The following is an 18,287-nucleotide window of genomic DNA, read 5'->3' on the forward strand; positions in this document are numbered from 1 at the left end:
CTGTCTCATACATCAAGCTCATATTCGGTATGTAAATCTCTAATTAAAGCCTCAGCGTGTTTTTTTTGAACAACTATACTGATCTTGATTTCGGACATTGTGACAGCAAGTATTTCTATCTTTTTTTCGCTTAAAACCTTGAGTGTGCGGTACATCACTTCAGTGTTAGACATAATACCAATACCAATTATTGAAATTTTAGCTATATTATTGTTTACGACATAATTTTCATTTTTGTTCAATAACTTTGTCATTAAATCAACATCAAATTTAGAAATCAAAAAGCTTGACCCATGTATCATGTCAACTTTAACGTTTGCTCCTGCTATATCTCTTAAAGTATCCAGAGTATTTGCAAAGTTAGTAAAAGTTACAAGAGCTTCGTGAGTGCTATAAGTTATTCCAGTAATTAAGTATCTTTCCAGTACATCTTTTTCGTGTAGTACTGTAGTGCCTTCTACTTCCTCAAAAGTGGATAACACTTGCACCTTAATATTATGCTTCATTGCAAGTTGTACTGAACGATTATGCAATATTTTAGCACCAGATGACGACATCTCCAATATTTCATTGTAAGAGATAGATTTAAGCTTGCGTGCCCTTGGAACAATTTTTGGGTCTGCTGTATATATTCCGTCAATATCAGTAAAAATTTCACAAGTCCTAATACCAAAGACTACAGCAAAGGCAATTGCTGAGATGTCAGATCCTCCTCTACCAAAAGTAGTGATTCTATCATCGTATATACCCTGAAAACCAGCAATGATTGCAGCAGTATAACCCTCAGCAAAAGATCTTTTTACATGGTCAATTTTTATCTTTTTTATTTTAGACTCAGAATAAAAATTATCCGTTAGAATTGGTAACTGCCAGGCGAGCCATGATTTAGCATTAACTCCAACAGACAGAAGAGTGATAGCTAATAACCCGCAAGAGATTTGTTCTCCTGCTGAAAGCAGGACATCATACTCTGATAACTCTTGTCTACAATTTAAATTTGAAATTTGCCTGGCTTGAAAAGCCATTTGGTCAGTGAATCCTGCAGCAGCAGATACAACAGCAATTACATTATAACCTTTTTCAATATCGTTTTTTATTAGATTTGCAACTCGATTTAAGTCAGTTAGCGAAGTACCACCAAATTTTTTTATTATTATTTTGTTCATAGTTACAATAAGGTCAATTTCACCTTTCTAGAGAGTATAGTTGCTTAATTAAATGTGTTTTTCTGGTCACTAATTAAAGTGATAGAGGATTATTCATCTTTATCACTACCAAGGTCTTTTAACATACTGTAGTTGCCTTTTCTGAATTTACCTTTTAAAGATGTAACTCCGCTTTCGCTAATACCACTTAAACTTAATGCTGCTCCACCTAGCTGCAATCCAATTTCAGACGTTTCGGGAATAACTTTACTAGCCCCTAGATCTTTATAAACCTCCACATTATTCAAATCTGGTAAACGTATTATAATATTTACATGCGGGAAGTTTGTTGCAACTAGAGAAACTATTTTCTTTATAGTGACTTCGTTCTTTATTGAAACCACAAGAGCTTGAGCTCTTTCTATTCCTACTGATTTTAAAATTTCATATCTTGTAGCATCTCCAAGATATATAGGGAAACTGTCATTTTTTCCTTCTTTCACTATTTTTGATTGAATATCTACAACAACATAACTTAAATGCTCTGCAGTAAGCATTTTCGTTACCATATATCCCACTCTACCAAACCCGGCAACTATTACGTGGTTATAAAGATCTTGTGTGTCTGTTTCGATTGCTTCATCGTCTAGTATTATTTTTTCAGTGCTAAATGAATTTGCTATCCAGTCTCCTATTCCCGATAAAAGAGGAGTAAAAGCCATAGTTACTGTAGTTACCATCATAAGCACTTGAGCGATTTCACTTGATAGTACATCTAATTCATCTGCTAAACGGAATAAAATAAATGCAAATTCACCGCCTTGTGCAAGCAGTAATCCAGCTTGTATTGCAGGTGCACTTCTAAATCCAAAAAATCTACACAATGTATATATAACGGACGTCTTTAAAACGATAAGGATAATTGATAATAAAGTAACGAGTGGTAACTTATTGAGTAAAAGGTCAATATCAATAGACATGCCAACAGTCATAAAGAATAAACCAAGAAATAAGTCTTTAAATGGCAATACTGCATGCTCTACCGAATTCCTGTGTTCTGTTTCTGCAACTAGTAACCCAGCAACAAATGCGCCTAATGCCATTGATAAATGAAATTGTTCAGTAATAAATGCTGATCCTAATATTATCAGAAGTGTTGTTGATATAAAGATCTCATTACTCTCCATTTTGGCAATAACCGAAAACAATGGCCTCAGTAATAACCTACCAGTTACAAATATCAACACCAATGCAATAGCTGCTTGCACTAATGAGCCTGCCAACGAGCTTATTAAGCTGTGTTCAGAATTGCCAGTAAGCAGAGGCACTAGTACTATTAGAGGTACCACTGCAAAGTCCTGCATTAGTAGCACTGCTATTGACAATCTACCAACTTGGCTTGCTTGAGAACCCTTTTCTTGCAGAACCTGCAACACTATTGCTGTTGAGGATAGTGCAAGTCCACCACCGATAACTGCTGCCATGTTTGTATTTACTCCAAAGGCAAGAGCAATGCACCATATTGCTATCATGGTAACTATAACTTGAAGGGAACCAAACCCAAACACATGCCTACGCATAGCGATAAGGCGTTCAAATGTCAATTCAAGACCTATAATGAACAATAGGAAAACTACGCCAAACTCTGCAAAGTTATCCATTACTTCAACTGAATTTATCAGATTAAACCCATGAGAACCAATCAACGCACCTGCAACAAAGTAACCAAGTACTGGGCTAATATTCATTTTCCAAAACGCTATGACTATAAACACAGCAGCAGAGAGTAAAATTATAATATCAAACAAATGCTGAGAGCCGCTGTGCATAATATTCAACCTGTAGAATTAGACCATTTTATTGAACAACCAATGCTTGATTTTTGGTCAACTGGAGGATTGCTAGTTTCTGCAATAAATTTCATGGCTTGAAATAAATCACTACTTCCTACTTCGTAATTTTGAACTTTCTCTTTTTTTGTGTTGTTAAAACGCCCGCGATAGCAGAGGGCTAGTTTGGAATTAAAGCCAAAAAAATCAGGGGTACAAACAGCACCATACTCTTTAGCTACTTCTTGGTTATTGTCAATCAAATATGGAAATGTAAACTTATTTTCCTTGGCAAAATTAATCATGTTTTCAAAGGAGTCTTCTGGGTACTCATTTACATCATTTGGCATGATTGCAACGGTGTTTACCTGATAATCTTTTTTTAACAAATTAACATCGCTTACTAGATTGCTAATAATTGATTGAACGTAAGGACAGTGATTGCATATAAACATTACAATGAGACCATTTTCCCCATAGCAGTCACTTAATGTATAATATTTGTTATCCACTCCCAGGAGATTGAAATTCTTTGCAGTAAAGTCTAAATTTATCTTAGGAGTGTCTAGCGTAACCATAGCTCATAGAGAATTGTATACCATAATTTATGATCTTATTGCTTAAATGTCAAATGGTTTCTATGTAAACTGTTTGCATTTAGCATTGTAATTATAAAATTTATGTTCATAACCTTTGAAGGAATAGATGGTTCTGGTAAAACAACACAGTCTGAGTTACTTGCAAATTATTTCAAGCAAATTCACGGTGAAAATAATGTCGTATTGACTAGAGAACCAGGTGGTACTGATTTTGCAGAAAAAATAAGAGGATTACTACTTAAGGATAATATTGATCCTATTTCTGAACTCTTGCTGCTTATCTCGATGAGGCACGAACATATGAAAAAATTAATATTGCCAGCTCTTTTAGAAGGGAAAATAGTGATTTGTGATCGGTTTATTGACTCAACTATTGCGTATCAAGGGTATGGACTAGGTGTTGACTTGAGTCTAATAAGAGACTTACACAAATTAGTGGAAATTAAATATCCAGATATCACATTTATTTTAGATATTGATGTTCAAGTTGGACTCAGCAGAGCAAAAGACAAAAATAAATATGAAGAGATGAACGTTGATTTTTATAATAAAGTTCGAGAAGGATTTCAAGAAATAGCTAAAAAAGAACCCAACAGGTGCAGTGTTATTACTAAAATTGAAACAAAAAGTGATAATCACGTACAAAATGAAATTATTGATATTGCAAAAACTTAGCTACACGCATTGAACTTTTGCTAGTTTAAACAGTCACCATACTAGCCTGTAGCAAAAAATTGTCAATTTTAGGTGACATTATTTCATATGAAAGACTCTCTTTTTGATTATCTAAAAAACTTTGTATTTCATTTTTAGGTTTTTCACTTATTGTTCTATATATTCTTGCGCGATTAATTAGCTCATTTCTACTATTCTTATTGCTTGCTTCAGTTATGGTAAAAAATTGATCAAAGTGATTTAACAGATCCTCGTCTTTTATCAAGGATGCAACGCTATCAATGTCTCTTACATATAAAGCAAGTTTGTGCGCTTTGCTACGATCCTCAAAACAAAGATTAATCAGTACGTTACAAAACTTACTTTTTGTAATATCTCTTGTTTCTGCTAGCAAATATTCGATCTCGTCTTGGCAACGCACCCTCTTAACTGATTCAGCAGGTTCAACCATACCAAGAACATTCTCTACTACAGACTTTTTCTCACAACCAAAAAGAAACGTATAATATCCCATAGATAGGGTCAAAAGAAGGAATATAACTGGAAGCAAGAAAGGAGCAAGTACATTTTGCGATCCAGGAAAGATAAACCAAACAGCAGTTGCTGCTGATACAGCTAAAAATAACCCTGACATAACGAGTTTTATTTTTCTTCTGTATCCGTTATCAATAACTGTATTTACACCAATAAAAGCTACATCAACCATTGCTCACACCTCACTAAAAGTAATATTAGCTTAATAATAGCATTGTTGTGATAAGAAATCAATATTATGAATATTTTAATTAATTTATAAAATCATCCAACCAAATAGAAAAAAGGCAAAAGAAGTCCCGAATAGCGAGTTTTAATAATTTAAATTGATAATGTACTAACAAGCGTGATTTGGCTAAATGTAGAAAAAATAAAAAAGACATGCAGCCACTATAATTTAATGTAATTCACCAATAAATACCTTAAGTTTTTTACTGAATGCTGCGATTGAGCCTACAGGTCAAAAACAAGCTTTGAGTCAGAAATATCATTGCTATTATAATTAAGAGAAATCGCGATGTTTGTACAATTGCAAGATGGTTGCGGGAGTAGGATTTGAACCTACGACCTTCAGGTTATGAGCCTGACGAGCTACCGAGCTGCTCCATCCCGCGTCGTTGCTTATTTATTATTATATGCGTAATAATAATAAATAAAAGAATAAAATCACACTATTACATATATTTATATATCTATTAACCTTTCTTAACATGATAGTAAATTATATACATAACAATCTGTGCAATGAAAAATATAACTTGATATTGTGGTTCCCTGTTTTTCAGTGTGCAGGAATTTTAACCTATTTCTCATTAAATTTTGAACCAAGCTGTGCTTTCACTATATCTATTTTTCTCTTGCTTTCACCTATACTAATTCTGATTGCAACATTATACAGGAAGTGCGTAATATTATGCATTTCTTTAATTGCAGTGCTCATAGGATTTACAACCAGCAAATTCAGAACAGATTCAGTTAATACTCACATTCTTGATAAGGAAAGGTATGTGAAAGATATTGTTGCTACAGTGAAGGATATTAATAACAGGGGCTCATACAAACAATTTCTGCTTTCTGTCTCTACTACCTCAAAATCCTCTCCTGTCATCCCAGTACTTGATACTGGGATCCAGAAAAAAAAGATATGGATTCCAGCGTTACGCGCTGGAATGACACCGTATAGAGCTCTAGATAACATCAGAATATCAGTTAGAACTAAAGTGGAAGAAGGCATAAAAATAGGCGATCAAGTAAAATTATCAGCAAAACTCTTCCCTCTAAAGATTGTGCCTTCGGAGTATGCATATGACTTTGCACGAATAGCATATTATCAGAAAATAAGTGCAACAGGCTTTGCAACAAGCAAAATAGTCCTGTACAAAAAGGCTGAAGCAAGAAAATTTCAAGAGTATATAGAATCTTTCCGTCAATATATCTATGAAAACCTACAGCAAAATACCAAAAAGCCACACGCGGACATAATCTCTGCATTATTAATTGGCAAAAAAGACGGGATAGATCAAAAAACTATGAATGCGATACGAGATTCAGGTATAGCACATTTATTCGCTATATCTGGTTTACATTTATCGTTTGTTGCTGGTCTATTTTTTATAGTATTCCGTAATTTATTTGCAATATCTGAAACTTTGACTCTTAAGTATAACACCAAGAAAATATCTGCATTTCTTACCATTTTGCCAACCACGTTTTATCTATTGATCACTGGTATGCAAATTTCCGCTCAGCGCGCGTATATTATGGTAATTTTAGTACTTGTTGCAATAATGATAGAGAGAAAATATCGAGGATTAATAGCAATTGCGTTTGCTGCTTCGGTGATACTCATAGTGGAGCCAGAAGCAATCTTAAAGCCAGGTTTTCAAATGTCATTTTCTGCTGTTTTGGCACTAGTTGCCAGTTATCAGATTAATGCCAATAAGTTATTTAAAATAAAAATAATAAAATATTTTGTGTCGATAATGATCAGCTCAGTAATAGCAAGCTTAGCAACTGTTCCGTACACAATATGTAATTTCAACTATTTTTCAATCAGTGGCATTATCACAAATTTGATTGCTATACCAATAGTTACACTCATTATTATTCCACTTGGAATAATCTATGTTTTATTGATTCCTTTAGGCATTGAATGGATTATAACGCTACTCATAGAACGCCCAATTGACAGCGTTCTATATATAACAAACGCGATTGCTAGTCTTCAGTATCTGGTTATTCCTATTCACACTTTTCCTGCCTCATCAATTGTTATCATAACACTTGGGTTATTATGGCTATGCCTGTGGGAAAGAAATTGGCGTTTCTTTGGAATTTTCTTTATTGTACTGGGTATTTTCTCTAGCGCTATGTATAGAACCCCTGACATTCTAGTTAGTGCTGATAATGCTGCTGTAAAAGAAGATGACAATTTGCTATATTCTCTTACTAGAAAAAACAGGAATTTTGTTGTCAAAACGTGGGCAAAGCAAAATGGGCAGAATCAAATTGTAAATCACACTAAATACCACAACTCAAACAAAAGGCTAAAGTATAGTTGCATATATAGCAAAGAGAATGATAGATCAGTGTTGTTAGCTTATAAGAAAGAGGATATTATGGAAAGTTGTGATAACGTTAATCTAATAATTCAGCTAAGCAAATTCAACTATCCAGCTTGCAATACTAAAACCATCAAGTATGCTGACTTAGAGGCATATGGCACACACTCTGTTTGGCTAACAGATGGTGGCATAAAGGTTAGTAAAGTGCGTTCTAATCGTCCTTGGCATAAGCCAAAAAAACTTGTTTTAAAAGTGTTATTAGTATATAATTAATTAGGTGCTAGAAAGTTTATGCCTTTAGATATAATAAATCCTTTAAGTGTTAAAGTAGATCATAATTTTGCCAAAATAGATGATGCTATTGGTTTTTTCCCTAGATTATGGCGTGCAGCAAGAAAGTATTCTGTAAGTAACACTCTGCCCATAGCGGCTGTAAATACTTGGCTTCAATTTTCTTTGGCTTATGTAGCTGCAATAATAATAACTATAGTATTTCCTAAAGTAAATGATAAAGGTATAATAAAGTATTTGAGTTATAATGGCATATAGTGTGGATTTAAGGGAAAAGGCAGTATTGATGATAGAAAAAGGTAAGACAAAGGTTGAGGTAGCAGAGCTTATGGAGATAGGAATAGCAACTCTGTACCGTTGGTTAAAAAAGAAAGCTGCTGGTGAAAGCCTCAAGCCATCTAAAACGGTAGCTTTATTCGAAAAATAGACCCCAAAATACTCGAAGAATATGTTACAAAGAATCCAGATCATACTCTGGCAGAGATGAAACAAAATCTTGGATTTGGAATAAACTCAATTTGGTATAGACTAAAACAGCTAAAAATTACTTTAAAAAAAAGTCACACTATATCAAGAGCGCAATCAAGAAGATAGGGAGCAATTTATTGATAAAATCTCAAAAATAGACCATTCCAGCATCTTATATATAGATGAAGCAGGAGTTGATAATAAGTTATACCGAGAATATGGACGCGCTCCAAGAGGAAAGAAAATTTATGCAGATATTCCAGGGAGAACTCGAGAGAGAATCAGTATAGTAGCCGGGTGGATTGGAAAGAGATTTATTGCACCAATGACTTTCAAAGGTGGGTGTGACAAAGAGGTATTCAATACATGGTTGGAGAAGATGTTATTACCTAAATTGCCACTTGGCACAACTATAGTTATGGATAATGCTACATTTCATAAGACCACTAAAACAAAATCATTAATAGAGTCTTTTGGCTGTCATTTGCTGTATCTTCCAACATATTCACCAGATTTGAATCCTATAGAATACTGTTGGCATACCATCAAAAGCCGCCTCAGACCTCTCATGTATAAATATACAGACTTACAGCTTTTGGTTGGTAATACCATAATGGAACTTTATCATCCATTTTAGAAAATACTATAGTAAGTCTTATTATTAGAGGGTAGATGAAGTTTACTATCTCCTAAATCGTATCTGTTCAGATTCATGTGAAATTAGTCCTTTTTTTCTTGTCATGAAAGTAGCTGACACTGGGATCCAGTTTGACGAAAGCGCTCTACAACGTTTTTTGTGAAAAAGCCAGTGTCAGGCACTGACCATTTGTTGCTACGTTTTTGTCTATCTTATTTTGCCACCCTGCTGAACGGATACCCTAAATAATGTAGCTAAATGAGTTAACTATTTTTCTTGCTAACTAAGGTGTTGTAAATTTGGTCTACATCAAAACTCATCTTAGGGCACCAAATAGGGCCATCTAAGTGTGCCTCGATATAAAGAGGACTATTATGATTTGGTAGTATGAAAAAGAGTCTGAATATAGAAGTTAAGGAGAACTTAGATAAGATTAAATTAGAAGAGATAGAACCTGATGCTTGATCGATACTAAACTGTGAACTAGTTGAACATACACCACTGTTAATACTTACTTTTCCATTAATATTTTCAAAAAGCGTACTGCCATTATATATATCAACGTAAGCAAGCTTGGAAATTTCAGGTTTATTCTTACTGCTTAACAACTTAGTGATGAATGAATTAAAATCCACATTTGTAAACTCTATTTTCTGTGCTTGAAAGTTTACATTTCCTGATAAGTTACTAGCCCAATCATCAAAGCTTGTTCCTTGAGTTTTGATTTCACCACTTAAGCTTATCTTGCCATTTATGTTATTAACTCCTATAACTTCCTTGGTGTCCAAATTTGCAATAGAAAATTTTATGTGAATTGAGCCTGCTTTTAGATAACCCTGAAAAAACATTTGTCCATGTTCTAGTATGTAACTTATCTGTTTGATAGTGATAGTGTTGTTTCTTATCACTGTATCCAAGTTAAAATCTTTTAAGACGTTTTGCCCAATTTTAAATTCTGTAGTTTTGATTTGCACGTTTGCATCAAAATCTCCTTTCTCATCTAAAAAATTAAGCTGCTTTGTTGACCATTGAATTTGATTTATTTCATTTCTTGAGTTTCTTTTTACCTCTAATAGTTTTGGTAATTTAAAGATATTTCCATTAAATTTATTACCTGTAAGGTTTACGTCTAATAAAGGCTTAGTGTATTTTTGATCCACTAATATTTTTACACTACCGGTAATGTCGAAATCTTCTCCGAATAACTTTATTTTATCTGCAACTAGCTTGTTCTCTTGTATTTTTAATGAAAAATCCAAATCTTCAATTTTTGTACCATTGAATATAGAATCTTTAACACTAGTTCTTATATTTACATCATATTTAAGATTTTTCAGCCATTGCACTTTGCTGAATAATGAATAATCATATTTATCTATATTAATGTTATGTATGCTAAATTTACTATCGATCATATTGTGTTTTTTTGTGTGATTTACCTTAATTGATCCTTGCCAAGATTCTTTGTTATTTAGCAATCTGATATCTGAAAGAGATAATATTCTAGGTGCTAAATATAGTTTAGAACTTGCTGTAAATTGACTTTTCTCTCTTTCTTGCATCTTGATAGAAGGTAAAATATGTGAAATGAACGACTCACCCTTTATCAATATATCACCATTAAATTCAGACAAGTTGCCATTGTTTGAAACTTTTCCTGATAAGCGAGATATATTATTGGTTCCAGGAAACTGAAGAAGAGTATCAACGTTTATTTCGCCATTAGCAAATTTTAGCGTAGCATGAAATTTGTCCAATATCCTGTTTTGATATTGAATATTTGAAGCTTCCATATTAAAATCCAAGCTCAGGTTCTTTGGCACAACCTCTCTAAAAGATTCTAAAAGACCCTTCATATCTGTTGTTTTGTGTGAGCCGTTTTTTAGGTCGACTTTACTAAAACTAATATTGATATTAGTATGATCACTTTTTCTATCATTTTGTATTATACCAGTGCCTTGCATGCTTTTGGACTCAATTTTTAAATCAGTTGCCGTAAACTCGCTTTCATTGAGATTGATATTGGATGATATCTCAATATTTTCGCTGGGAATTACATAAGAAAGGAAGCTAAGATTAATGATTTTTGCCAAGTCGCTCATAGAATCAGAATTATTATTAATCGTCAATACTAAATTGCCCTTGAGCTCTTCTTGATTTCTATTACCTTTAAATAGCAAATTTGCAAAATTTGAATCAACACTAATGTGTACATTATTTTTTGTGACATTAACCTTTCCAGAAAAATCGTAATTGTTGTCACCAATCTGTACTTCACCAAAAAACTGCTTATTTTTTTTTATAGCAACTTCCTTGATATTAATAGTATCGGCGTTAAAACTTATTTGGCTGTCCTTTATTAATATATCAACTGTATTATCATTGGCTTTCGTATTCATAATATTAAGTAAATTTTCTTTGTTGCTTTTCATGCCCAAAAATGAGATTGACTTTGGTTGCAATGAAAATGAAAACAACGATAATAGCGATGGCCTTATTTCAATTTTTTTTGCACTAATTAAATCTGATAATTTTTGCTCCTTGTTTTTGTTGTATTGTACATATACATTGTGAATAGTAAGTTTTGGAGTAATGAGCGAAACTTCAATTTTTCCTCCAACATGTACTTTAGCATCATACGTCTTCTCTAACTCTTTTACGATATATTCTCTGTAGCCACTCCAATCCTTGAAAGTTGCAGCAACGTGCATGAGAATTAATAGCAACGAGATTGATAATATGGCGTATAAAGAAAGTTTCATAATAGACCTCTCATTCCAGCATCCCTTCTCTTCTTGTCATCCCAGTGCTTGACACTGGGATCCAGGAAATTTGATTAGACATTAAGTTAATTAGCAAAAAAGTAGCTATTCTTATGTTAAAGCACAGCATTTTTACATGAGAAGCTGGTCTGATGAGCACTGGGTTCCCAGTGGAAATTGCTCTCAAACCACAACACTTATACAGTTGTGTGTGTGACACTGTGATCCAGTGTGACTTAAATAAGGTTTTCCAGATTATATGATCAACAAAATTTCTGGATCCCAGTGTCAAGCACTGGGATGACAGGAATAGGTGCTGGGATGAAAGGAATAGGTTATGGGATGAAAGGAGTGGATATTGGAATAGTAGCTGAAATGACATATAGCAATACAAAGGGTGTAATTTACACATATTTCAAATTATTCAAATTTCCTCTAAAAATTAGGTAAAGAGTGCTAGAATAAATAATAACACTCAAAGCTATTAAAGTTACTAAATAAACAATACGAGCTAGCCCTCTATCGAAAAACAACCCTGCTGATAAGTAATTAGAGAGATAAAGAACTATTGACATAACCAATGTTGCAGTGAGAATTTTTACAATATTTAGTAATAATGCTTGGCTAAGCTTATACATCTTATTTATTGTTAAATAATTAATCAATAAAATAGAATTTATCCAAGTGGAAATGGAAGTAGCAATAGCAATTCCTATATGTTGGTATTTGTTCATTAATAGGAGATTTAGTATTACGTTAATTCCAAGGCACGTTAATGAGAACATAGTTGGTATTTTTAGCTTTCCCCTAGCAAAGAATGTGGGTAGCAATACTTTATTTATAATAAATGCGGGTAAAGAAAGAGAAAATGCTACTAATGTAGGAACAGTTTGCTGCACTGCATAATAATCAAATCGGCCGTAAGAAAAAAGCGTAAGTAAAATTATGTCAGGAATAATGATAAAAGCAGCAGTTATTGGCATAATTAATATTAACCCTATATTAAGGGCCTTGTTCTGTATTTTGACTATATTCTCAGTATCATTTATTCGTTTTGAAATCAGGGGAAGAAGTACTGTACCAATTGCAGTGCCAATTACTCCTTGCGGTAGTTGATTTAGTCTATCGGCATAATATATATAAGAAACTGCATTTGGTATAAAACTCGCCATGATTGTGTCAATCCATACACTTATTTGTATTACACAATTGTTGATAATTGCAGGTATTACACGCTTGAAAAACAACTTCACTTCGTTACTTAATTCTAAACTAAAAGAAAAGAAAGCCTTTAATTTGTATGCACTAAATATTATTAAAAGTAGCTGCAAAATCCCTCCAATCAGGACGGCTATAGAAAGGTTATGAGCCGGTGTTTCAATGTAAGGTAAAAACAAACTGATGATTAAACAGAGGTTCAAAATGATTGGTGAAATAGCTGTTGAAGCAAAATGCTGTTTTACTTGCAACATTCCACCAATAAGTGATGCGATTGACACGAAGATTATGTAGGGCATCATAATTTTCGACAAAGTTACAGTAAAGGTAAATTTATTTTGGTCAAATCCAGGAGTGAAGATTTTGATCATGTAAGGGAAGAAGGTTTGTGTGATAAGGCAAAAAATTACTAGAATAATAAACGTAATGGATATTACACTACTTGCGAAATTAAATGCCTTTTTATTATCATATGACTCTGCAGAGTATAATGGTATGAATGAGGTAGTAAATGCCCCCTCTGCAAAAAACGATCGAAATAAATTAGCAAAGCGAAACGAGGAAAAGAATATATCTGCAAGAGAGGTTGCACCAATAACCGTAGCAATCAATACATCTCTTATTAGCCCTGAGATTCTTGAAATAGCTGTAAAAAAACTAAATGTGAAAATACTTTTAAACATATCACGGTGTCAATACGATTGAGTATAATGATAAAAGCATGAATGAAAATATTTAAAACCCTCTGCAAAAGGAGGTAGCTTAAATAATTAATTGACTATTTGTGCTCGTATGTTAAAAATTTTATATCTTGGCGGGCGTAGCTCAGTTGGTAGAGCGTCAGTTTGTGGTACTGAATGTCGCCAGTTCAATCCTGGTCGCTCGCCCCACTGAAAATTTTCACTTTACATAAATATAAACATTAGATATTTTTGCACGGCCGTTAGCATTCCTTGTTGCTCTAGTATTTAGATGGCGGAGGGGAAGTTTGCGATTTAGAGTAAAAATGATGCCTATTAATTAGTGAGAGGGATTGTATGTATATTTGTTTGTTAGCTTATAGTATAGTGTCAGCACTAGGAATATTAGCTTGGTGGTTGAGTTTTGACACTTCATCACCTTTAGCCATAGGTGCAATTGCTGGTTCTATGGCTCTAGCATTGATTGCGGTTTTGCACGTAGGATGTTTGCTATATAAGTTTTGCAAAAGAGATCCTATTGAGGAAGATCATGGAAAAATAGCAATTTTTTTGGGTATGGCTATACCTATAAGTACTATGATTGGGGCAGTGCTTAATGCAAGTGTGATTGCTGTTCTTCCTAATCCAGTAGTAACAGTGATTATCTTAGTAAGTGCAATAACAGGGCTAATAGCAACAATTATGGGGGTTTATGTAGCCACATCTTTAGTGCATTGTGCAGATGAAGCAGCAATTACATTTGCAGCAAGTGCAACTTCGATTACAGATTCTACATTTGTTAGAATATCTCAGGAAGAAGAAGTGGATGAGTGTATTACCTCTCCTACAGTTGAAAAAGTTTCTTCTGTAAAAGAGACGATAATTTGAGCTAAGTTAGTGTGTAACACTGGAATCTGTAAAATTTGACATCAATCACTGATAGTTGGAATATTATAGAGTAGGAATTACTCAAGAAGATGCATAAGTACGACGTAGTGGTAGTAGGTGGCGGTCATGCCGGGTGTGAAGCAGCTACAGCTGCAGCACGCCTTGGTGCAAGCACGCTACTTATAACTCACAAAATTTCAACTATAGGAGAGATGTCTTGTAATCCAGCAATTGGAGGAGTTGCAAAGGGTGTTGTAGTTAGAGAAGTAGACGCCCTTGATGGAATAATGGGGAGAGCTATCGACCGAGCAAGCATACACTCGGTCGTTTTAAATGGCAGCAGAGGCGCAGCAGTATGGGGCCCACGTGCACAAGCAGACCGAAAATTATACAAAAAAGCAATACAGGAAATTATTCTAAATTATAACAACTTGACAGTAAAAGAAGAGTCAGTTGACGATTTTCTTATCGAAAGTGATAGCAATGGAGAATCTTATATAAAAGCTGTAATAACAGACTCAGGTGAACGTATACTGACAAGCAGAGTTGTTTTGACTACAGGGACTTTTTTACGTGGTGTGATTCATATAGGAGAGCAAACAACTCCTTCTGGAAGAATGGGAGATAAACCTGCAATAGAGCTTGCAAACACGCTAAAGAAGTATGATTTTAAACTGGGCAGGTTACGTACCGGAACTCCACCGAGGCTTGATCGTGGCACTATAAACTGGTCGGTATTACAAGAACAAGTGGGTGACAATCCACCTACACCATTTTCTTATCTTACAGAGAAAATTAACCAGCCTCAGGTTTCATGTTTTATTACTCATACTAATGAACATACACACAGAGTAATTCGAGAGAATCTTCACAGATCAGCTTCTTCATATTTAGATAACGTTATTGCACCAAGATACTGCCCATCAATTGAAATTAAAGTTAAAAAATTTGCAGAAAAAAATAATCACCAAATATTTCTAGAACCAGAAGGGATTGATGATAACACTATATATCCAAATGGAATTTCAAATTCATTGCCCATCGAAGTGCAGTATGAAATGATAAAGAGTATAAAAGGGCTTGAAAATGCAGAAATATTAAGACCTGGATATGCAGTTGAATACGATTATATCGATCCACGAGAGCTATTTCATACTCTCGAAACTAAGAAAATTAAAGGACTATATTTTGCTGGTCAAATTAATGGTACCACTGGATATGAAGAAGCAGCCGGGCAGGGAATTATTGCCGGAATCAATGCAGCACTCTCTTTATCTCAAAAAAGTTTTGTTCTTCATCGTACAGACTCATATATCGGTGTAATGATAGACGACTTGGTCACTAAGGGAGTTGCTGAGCCTTACAGATTATTCACCTCACGCGCAGAGTACAGGCTGGCGATTAGGTCAGATAATGCAGATAGAAGGTTGACACAAAAAGGTTATGACATTTCCCTTGTATCGCATGAGAGATACTCTGTTTTGCAGGGTAAACTTAAATCCATTAAGCAACTTGAGGAGAAATTAGAGAGCCTAACAATTACTCCTGAGCATCTCAGGTCCTATGGCATTAAAATATCTTATGATGGAATAAGAAAAACAGCATTAGATTTGCTCGGTTATCCAAATATTGACTGGAATAAATTACGAGAAATATGGCAAGAGTTAAACATGGGTTCCAGTGTCAGCTACTTGCATAACGCCAAAGCACCTCTTCCTGTCATCCAAGTAGCTGACACTGGGATCCAGTACTTGAATGATGATGGAATGGATGCAGTTGACACTGAAAAAAATGTAGATTCCAGCGTCATGTGCTGGAATAACACTATAACTGATAGCATAGCCAAGAATGAAATATATGAAGCAGTTGCAATTGAAGCAAAATACAAGCCTTATTTAGTAAGACAAGAAGCAGATATGAAGTTTCTACAAGAGGAAGTTAATACTCAAATTCCAACTAATTTCAACTACTCACAGATTAAAGGCTTGTCAACTGAAGTGATAGAGAAGTTGCAATCAATAAAACCAGCAACAATTGGCATTGCAAAGCAAATACAGGGCATCACTCCAGCAGCAATAGTTAGCATATTAGTGTACCTTAGGAATAAGAAAACGAAAATAGCTGCTAATTCTGCGTAAGGTATTCCATGTCAAAAATCGAAGAATTTCGCTCTTTTATGCACGAAATAAATGTTGATGCATTTATGTTGCATACTAAAGACGAGTATTTAAATGAATATTCAAAAGAGTTAGCAGAGTTATGTGGCTTCACGGGAACAAATGGGCTACTTATCGTTACAAAGAGTAATAAGTGCCCATTTTTTACAGATGGACGCTATATCACACAAGCTCGCAGTCAGCTCGATCAGGGCAGTTTTCGAGTATATAATATACAAGAAGAGGATCCACACAAATGGGTAAAAGCAAACTTAACATTGACTACCTCACTGGGTTACTATCCGCAATATTTTACTATGAAGGACATAAGAAAATATGAAGGCATTTGTAAACTAGTACCATACTTAATTGAAAAAGATAGTAGTCATAAAGCACAAACAATAGTCTCACATGTATCTGGTGAGAGTGGTAAGGATAAATGTGAAAGAGTAGCTAAAAACATAGAGGCTGAAGCAGTGCTTCTGACTGATCCAAATTCAATTTCGTGGTTATTAAATTTAAGAAATGAAAGTGCTGAATATACTCCTTGTATATTGGGTCGTGCTATATTGTATAAAAATGCCAATGTTGATTTATTTATTCAAGATAAAGAACATTCAACTATAAAAGCAAATTTTGATAACCATATAAATGTTTTTGATATTAGTGAGCTAGAAAATTCACTACATAAGTTAAATTTGGTGGTGATAGATCCAAGCACGACTCCAATGAGCATTATGAATGCAATAGATCCCTTGTATAACCATTATTTAAATGAAAAATCAGCTTCGGTGTCATTCCAGTGCTTGACCAGAAATAAAAAAGCATGGATCCCAGTGTCAAGCACTGGGATGACAATAAGTAATGAAAGAGGTCTAATAGAAAATAAGCAGATAATTGAGAAGGAGGATCCTTGTTTGATTCACAAAGCGGTAAAAAATCAAACTGAAATAACTGGAGCTATAAGTGTGCACATCAAAGATGGAGTAGCAGTTACAAATTTTCTATGTTGGCTTGAAAACAATATTGACAGTGAAATTACTGAGCTTGAAGCTGAAGAAAAAGTTTTAGAATACAGAAAAGGGCAGAATTTGTTTAAGCAATCGAGTTTTCCAACAATTTCAGCATTCAACGAGAATGGAGCAATCATTCATTATCGTGCAAGCAATAAGACAAATAAAGCTATTAAAAAAGATGGACTATATTTGATCGATTCTGGTGGTCAGTACCTTGATGGTACAACCGATATTACAAGAACTATAGCAGTTGGCAATCCAACTAATGAGCAAAGGGCTCATTACACAATAGTACTAAAAGCTCACATTTCGATAGCAAGTGCAGTCTTTCTCCCTGGCACCACTGGTGGGGAATTGGACATATTAGCGCGTATACATTTATGGAAATTTGGAATGGATTACATGCACGGTACAGGACATGGAGTAGGAAGTTACCTTTCAGTACACGAAGGACCGCAAGCAATATCAAGAGGAAATAAAGTGGAACTCATTCCAGGCATGATACTTTCTAACGAGCCTGGTTATTATATTCCAGGAAAGTATGGAATAAGAATTGAGAATCTGATGTATATTGAAAGGCGAGAAAACGTCTTTTTAAGCTTTAAACAATTGACCTCTGTTCCTTATGATAAAAAGCTAATAGATATACAAATGCTTACTGAAGATGAAGTTAAATGGATAAATAGCTATCACCAATTTGTTTATAAAAATATAGAAAATGGCATAAAAGATAAGGAATGGTTAAAGAGAGTATGTGAACCTTTAAAATAGTTAATTTGTCATTTAATCAAGTATTAATATAGTTGTTCTTGTATTGTTTTTAAT

The 18,287-nt window shown here is 34.2% G+C and carries 15 protein-coding genes and 2 tRNA genes; 10 read left to right on the forward strand and 7 right to left on the reverse strand.

Annotation, left to right across the window (positions count from 1 at the left end; genetic code table 11):
- Nucleotides 1-5: 5 nt before the first annotated feature.
- From OM962_RS04360 to OM962_RS04370, 3 genes are all read right to left on the reverse strand, one after another.
- Nucleotides 6-1,166 (reverse strand): aspartate kinase, encoded by a 1,161-nt coding sequence (locus OM962_RS04360; RefSeq protein ID WP_264330934.1) that lies wholly within the window; start codon nt 1,164-1,166, stop codon nt 6-8.
- A gap of 89 nt (nt 1,167-1,255) precedes the next feature.
- Nucleotides 1,256-2,974 (reverse strand): monovalent cation:proton antiporter-2 (CPA2) family protein, encoded by a 1,719-nt coding sequence (locus tag OM962_RS04365; protein WP_264330935.1) that lies wholly within the window; start codon nt 2,972-2,974, stop codon nt 1,256-1,258.
- Nucleotides 2,975-2,979: 5 nt separating this feature from the next.
- A complete protein-coding gene (locus OM962_RS04370) occupies nt 2,980-3,552 on the reverse strand; it encodes a thioredoxin family protein (protein WP_264330936.1) in 573 nt (190 codons plus the stop codon).
- Between the two features lie 102 nt (nt 3,553-3,654).
- Here OM962_RS04370 and tmk point away from each other — a divergent pair, with 102 nt between their 5' ends.
- Complete coding sequence (gene tmk / locus OM962_RS04375) at nt 3,655-4,248, forward strand: dTMP kinase (RefSeq protein ID WP_264330937.1); 594 nt, start codon at nt 3,655-3,657, stop codon at nt 4,246-4,248.
- A 25-nt stretch (nt 4,249-4,273) separates the two neighbouring features.
- Here the strand turns inward: tmk and OM962_RS04380 are convergent, their stop codons facing one another.
- Nucleotides 4,274-4,954, reverse strand: coding sequence for a hypothetical protein (locus tag OM962_RS04380; RefSeq protein WP_264330938.1), 681 nt, complete (start codon nt 4,952-4,954; stop codon nt 4,274-4,276).
- Nucleotides 4,955-5,319: 365 nt separating this feature from the next.
- A tRNA-Met gene (locus OM962_RS04385) sits at nt 5,320-5,396 on the reverse strand.
- 96 nt (nt 5,397-5,492) lie between these two features.
- On the opposite strand from OM962_RS04385, the gene OM962_RS04390 reads away from it, so the two are divergent.
- From OM962_RS04390 to OM962_RS04410, 5 genes are read left to right on the forward strand one after another with little or no spacing between them, the layout of a single operon-like run.
- Entirely contained in the window at nt 5,493-7,619 is a 2,127-nt protein-coding gene (locus OM962_RS04390; protein ID WP_264330939.1) for a ComEC/Rec2 family competence protein, read from the forward strand.
- Between the two features lie 18 nt (nt 7,620-7,637).
- Nucleotides 7,638-7,895: a hypothetical protein gene (locus tag OM962_RS04395; protein WP_264330940.1), complete on the forward strand. Its 258-nt coding sequence runs from the start codon at nt 7,638-7,640 to the stop codon at nt 7,893-7,895.
- On the forward strand, nt 7,885-8,064 hold the full coding sequence (locus OM962_RS04400; RefSeq protein ID WP_264330453.1) for a transposase: 180 nt from the start codon (nt 7,885-7,887) through the stop codon (nt 8,062-8,064). The genes OM962_RS04395 and OM962_RS04400 overlap by 11 nt, the downstream gene beginning before the upstream one ends.
- 47 nt (nt 8,065-8,111) lie before the next feature.
- Entirely contained in the window at nt 8,112-8,231 is a 120-nt protein-coding gene (locus OM962_RS04405) for a hypothetical protein (RefSeq protein ID WP_264330464.1), read from the forward strand.
- Between the two features lie 28 nt (nt 8,232-8,259).
- A complete protein-coding gene (locus tag OM962_RS04410) occupies nt 8,260-8,742 on the forward strand; it encodes an IS630 family transposase (RefSeq protein WP_264330460.1) in 483 nt (160 codons plus the stop codon).
- Nucleotides 8,743-9,005: 263 nt separating this feature from the next.
- Here the strand turns inward: OM962_RS04410 and OM962_RS04415 are convergent, their stop codons facing one another.
- Nucleotides 9,006-11,504, reverse strand: coding sequence for an AsmA-like C-terminal region-containing protein (locus OM962_RS04415; RefSeq protein WP_264330941.1), 2,499 nt, complete (start codon nt 11,502-11,504; stop codon nt 9,006-9,008).
- A 404-nt stretch (nt 11,505-11,908) separates the two neighbouring features.
- Nucleotides 11,909-13,405 carry a murein biosynthesis integral membrane protein MurJ gene (gene murJ / locus OM962_RS04420; RefSeq protein WP_264330942.1) on the reverse strand — a complete coding sequence of 499 codons (1,497 nt, stop codon included), beginning with the start codon at nt 13,403-13,405 and terminating at the stop codon, nt 11,909-11,911.
- A 131-nt stretch (nt 13,406-13,536) separates the two neighbouring features.
- On the opposite strand from murJ, the gene OM962_RS04425 reads away from it, so the two are divergent.
- From OM962_RS04425 to OM962_RS04440, 4 genes are all read left to right on the forward strand, one after another.
- Nucleotides 13,537-13,612, forward strand: a tRNA-His gene (locus OM962_RS04425).
- A 147-nt stretch (nt 13,613-13,759) separates the two neighbouring features.
- Entirely contained in the window at nt 13,760-14,290 is a 531-nt protein-coding gene (locus tag OM962_RS04430) for a hypothetical protein (protein ID WP_264330943.1), read from the forward strand.
- Nucleotides 14,291-14,379: 89 nt separating this feature from the next.
- Nucleotides 14,380-16,428: a tRNA uridine-5-carboxymethylaminomethyl(34) synthesis enzyme MnmG gene (gene mnmG / locus OM962_RS04435; protein ID WP_264330944.1), complete on the forward strand. Its 2,049-nt coding sequence runs from the start codon at nt 14,380-14,382 to the stop codon at nt 16,426-16,428.
- Nucleotides 16,429-16,436: 8 nt separating this feature from the next.
- The gene (locus tag OM962_RS04440) at nt 16,437-18,233 is read left to right on the forward strand and encodes an aminopeptidase P family protein (protein WP_264330945.1); all 1,797 of its coding nucleotides are present in this window, start codon (nt 16,437-16,439) and stop codon (nt 18,231-18,233) included.
- Nucleotides 18,234-18,287: the final 54 nt, after the last annotated feature.

Origin of the sequence: Wolbachia endosymbiont (group B) of Erebia ligea, from assembly GCF_947179575.1 — a bacterium.
GTDB lineage: Bacteria > Pseudomonadota > Alphaproteobacteria > Rickettsiales > Anaplasmataceae > Wolbachia > Wolbachia pipientis_C.

Excerpts from the sequence above, each read along its gene's own strand:
- murJ (WP_264330942.1), bottom strand. The coding sequence starts at position 13,405 with ATGTTTAAAAGTATTTTCACATTTAGTTTTTTTACAGCTATTTCAAGA.
- OM962_RS04360 (WP_264330934.1), bottom strand. The coding sequence starts at position 1,166 with ATGAACAAAATAATAATAAAAAAATTTGGTGGTACTTCGCTAACTGAC.
- OM962_RS04395 (WP_264330940.1), top strand. The coding sequence starts at position 7,638 with ATGCCTTTAGATATAATAAATCCTTTAAGTGTTAAAGTAGATCATAAT.
- OM962_RS04400 (WP_264330453.1), top strand. The coding sequence starts at position 7,885 with ATGGCATATAGTGTGGATTTAAGGGAAAAGGCAGTATTGATGATAGAA.
- OM962_RS04370 (WP_264330936.1), bottom strand. The coding sequence starts at position 3,552 with ATGGTTACGCTAGACACTCCTAAGATAAATTTAGACTTTACTGCAAAG.
- mnmG (WP_264330944.1), top strand. The coding sequence starts at position 14,380 with ATGCATAAGTACGACGTAGTGGTAGTAGGTGGCGGTCATGCCGGGTGT.
- OM962_RS04430 (WP_264330943.1), top strand. The coding sequence starts at position 13,760 with ATGTATATTTGTTTGTTAGCTTATAGTATAGTGTCAGCACTAGGAATA.
- OM962_RS04415 (WP_264330941.1), bottom strand. The coding sequence starts at position 11,504 with ATGAAACTTTCTTTATACGCCATATTATCAATCTCGTTGCTATTAATT.
- OM962_RS04390 (WP_264330939.1), top strand. The coding sequence starts at position 5,493 with ATGATAGTAAATTATATACATAACAATCTGTGCAATGAAAAATATAAC.
- tmk (WP_264330937.1), top strand. The coding sequence starts at position 3,655 with ATGTTCATAACCTTTGAAGGAATAGATGGTTCTGGTAAAACAACACAG.
- OM962_RS04365 (WP_264330935.1), bottom strand. The coding sequence starts at position 2,974 with ATGCACAGCGGCTCTCAGCATTTGTTTGATATTATAATTTTACTCTCT.
- OM962_RS04440 (WP_264330945.1), top strand. The coding sequence starts at position 16,437 with ATGTCAAAAATCGAAGAATTTCGCTCTTTTATGCACGAAATAAATGTT.
- OM962_RS04380 (WP_264330938.1), bottom strand. The coding sequence starts at position 4,954 with ATGGTTGATGTAGCTTTTATTGGTGTAAATACAGTTATTGATAACGGA.